The sequence below is a fragment of the Bacillus sp. AP50 genome, from assembly GCF_040492675.1.
Lineage (GTDB): Bacteria > Bacillota > Bacilli > Bacillales > Bacillaceae_G > Bacillus_A > Bacillus_A cereus.
In genome coordinates, this window is the sequence record NZ_JBEUTW010000348.1 from 1 (window position 1) to 2753 (window position 2753).

Genomic DNA, 2753 nt, shown 5'->3' on the forward strand with positions numbered 1-2753 from the left:
TGAGAAAAAGAAATAATATCGTAAAATCTTTAATTCCGTATATAAAATTAAAAAGAAGTATGATATGATGAAAGTAACAAAATACTTCTAAAACTATCTTGCAAAAGGACACACCTACGCATACATATGCGATAGGTGTGTCCTTTTTTATTTGTTTTTAAGATTTCAAGACTGAAAAGGGGGATGTATATTGTGTACCAGTAATATAGCATCTACTAATGTTTCTTTTGAAAAATTGAAAAGTCAGGAAGAGAATGAAAAAAACATAGTGTCAATATGCCCGAATTGTAAAAAACGCTCATTTAGAGCACTTTATAATGATTATCCAAAATGGATACAGTATTGCCTATGTTGTAATTATCGAGAAGTAAATACAATAGAGAGTCCGTTTGTTTATTAGATGTAGCTATTTACGTATTTTGATTAGGAGGAAGAATTTCCGATATGAAAATATGAATTAAGGCTATTTGTATAACATCATTTGTATTTCAAATGACAGCATATAGCAATTCGACGCAAACAAAAAATGATTCGAGACCTGCCCAAGCAGTACAAAACGGAATACAACAGCACGTAGAAGGGAAAGGTATTGTTGATATTCCAGGGGATTATAAGGGGAAATTAAAAGACTTAGAGACCGTTAAAGGGAAGGTATTACATATAAAAGACGGAGATACAATAGACGTAAACGTAAAGGGGCAGAAACAGATGGTAAGGTTACTGTTATTAGATACCCCTGAGTCTGTATCTCAAAAAATTCCACCACAAAAGATGGAAAAAGAACCATCTTCCTTTTTAAAGAAACAGCTAGAAGGGAAAAGTGTAACATTTGTTTATGATCGGGGACCAAAAGAAGACAAATACGGTAGAAAATTGGCTTATGTATTTTGCGATGGAATACACATCAACGAATTAATGGTCAAGTCGGGTTATGGGATTATAGCCTATATTTCTAGACCTAATACTACAATTCTATCTGAAATGAAAGAAGCAGAAAATGAAGCAAAAGAATCAAAGGTTGGCGTATGGAGCATTAAAGGCTTTGTAGATGAAAAGAACCAGCATTATAACCGTAAAGATGCAGCTTAACACCCTAACCCATTGCAATACAAATATTTGTGCAAAATGGAGGTTTTTTGAATGAATGAAAACAAAAGAAATATGCTCTTATCCTTTATCATTTCAATTTTATTTATTTTCGCGAGTCTATTGCCATTTAGTAATAATGAATATGTGTATGTTATCTCCAAAATTGGTGCTGCAGCAGGTGTAATAAATATTGTGATGATGAGCGTTTTCTTGTATTTTCAAAGCAAAAAAACGGGACATTTATTAAATTGGTAATTAAAGCTAAATAGTTTTCCTTACTCGTATCCTTTTAAGTTTGGTAAGGAAAGCCGAAAAGGAGTGTGAAAGGTGAGTCAAGTACCTGGATTTTTAAAGTTTGTTTTAGCGAAAGAAAGACGGTATGTATATTTAGTTGTAGGAGAAAAGAAAAACAAAAAAGTACATACACACATAGTATATAGATTTGGTTCGCTAGAAAAAGCATTAGAAACCATGTACGAAATGCGTGGTGATTTTGAAAATCTTTTCCCTCTAGAATTAAAAGAGAGGGGATACGACTGAGAAGATATCAATGATTGGATACTTTCTATTGAAACAGGGTACTCGAAACACGGAAATAAACTAGTCATATACTAGCAAATGTTTTGTATTTTAAAAAATAGGTGAGGCGAAAATAAGATGTTGATCATTCAAAAGTATCACATTGTAATTGCTTGGACGATAGCTACTAGTGCAATGTTAATTAGTTTGTTTTTTAGTGAATGGATGAAGCTGCCGCCATGTGATTTGTGCTGGTACCAAAGAATGGCCATGTATCCATTAGTATTAATATTGGGGGTAGGGATATATAGAAAAGATTCGCACGTATGCATTTCCATTTGCGTGTATCGGTTTAATGTTATCTGTATATCAAATTACAATTCAAGCGTTTCCTAATAGTGAGATACAGATTTGTTCAGTAGGAGTTTCTTGCACAAAAGATTACTTAAATTTATTCGGTTTCATCTCGATACCTATGCTATCTTTTGTTGGATTTTTAGCTATCATAATACTTCTATATATTAAATCTGAGAGAGACAAAAGAATAAACAATACAGCGATTATGAACAATATGCTCGAATAAACAAAAAATACCTATAAATAGATAAAAAATATAAAGAAATTAAAAAAGGAGAAATAAAAAATGACAACAATGCAAGTAAGTAATGAAATGTACAAAATTCCAGAGGCGGATATAGAACTATTAAAAATCATGGCCCATCCAGTTAGATTACAAATTGTGAAGGAGCTAGAACACCACAAAATTTGTAATGTAACACAGTTAACAGAGCTATTAGATGTTCCTCAATCTACCGTATCTCAGCATTTATCTAAAATGCGTGGGAAAATTCTTCGCTCAGAAAGAAGGGGATTAGAGATGTATTATCATATTGTGAATTTTAAGGCATGTCAGATTGTCGGAGTATTAGGTCTTTAATTTTAACTCGAAATAGGATGATAGTAAGAGTGTTGTTAAATATAGCTGCAAAAGCTGATGTACTGCAGAATAATAAATTCAGAAGCGTAAAGTCTAGTCTTCTAATAATGGAGGAGCTGACTGTGGTGAAAAATTGATATAGGAGTTACTAAAAAAGAGTGCAGTACATGTGCATTCTTTTTCTTTGTGCCATAGCTACAATAGATAG

4 protein-coding genes and 2 pseudogenes are annotated in these 2753 nt (G+C 32.4%); all 6 read left to right on the forward strand.

Translation table 11 applies throughout. The annotated features are described in order from the left end of the window. Window positions 1-190 precede the first annotated feature (190 nt). The 6 genes and pseudogenes from ABWK52_RS22005 (at window position 191) to ABWK52_RS22030 (ending at window position 2545) form a co-directional block, all read left to right on the forward strand. The gene (locus ABWK52_RS22005) at window positions 191-400 is read left to right on the forward strand and encodes a hypothetical protein (RefSeq protein ID WP_000337626.1); all 210 of its coding nucleotides are present in this window, start codon (window positions 191-193) and stop codon (window positions 398-400) included. A gap of 92 nt (window positions 401-492) precedes the next feature. Next, window positions 493-1089 (forward strand): thermonuclease family protein, encoded by a 597-nt coding sequence (locus ABWK52_RS22010; RefSeq protein ID WP_098542436.1) that lies wholly within the window; start codon window positions 493-495, stop codon window positions 1087-1089. Window positions 1090-1140: 51 nt separating this feature from the next. Then, complete coding sequence (locus ABWK52_RS22015; RefSeq protein ID WP_001004894.1) at window positions 1141-1344, forward strand: hypothetical protein; 204 nt, start codon at window positions 1141-1143, stop codon at window positions 1342-1344. Window positions 1345-1416: 72 nt separating this feature from the next. Further along, window positions 1417-1704, forward strand: a pseudogene (locus tag ABWK52_RS22020) (hypothetical protein). 42 nt (window positions 1705-1746) lie between these two features. Beyond that, a pseudogene (locus ABWK52_RS22025) lies at window positions 1747-2191 on the forward strand (disulfide bond formation protein B). A 60-nt stretch (window positions 2192-2251) separates the two neighbouring features. Beyond that, a complete protein-coding gene (locus ABWK52_RS22030; RefSeq protein WP_098542434.1) occupies window positions 2252-2545 on the forward strand; it encodes an ArsR/SmtB family transcription factor in 294 nt (97 codons plus the stop codon). Window positions 2546-2753 lie beyond the last annotated feature (208 nt).

Excerpts from the sequence above, each read along its gene's own strand:
- ABWK52_RS22010 (WP_098542436.1), top strand. The coding sequence starts at position 493 with ATGACAGCATATAGCAATTCGACGCAAACAAAAAATGATTCGAGACCT.
- ABWK52_RS22030 (WP_098542434.1), top strand. The coding sequence starts at position 2,252 with ATGACAACAATGCAAGTAAGTAATGAAATGTACAAAATTCCAGAGGCG.
- ABWK52_RS22015 (WP_001004894.1), top strand. The coding sequence starts at position 1,141 with ATGAATGAAAACAAAAGAAATATGCTCTTATCCTTTATCATTTCAATT.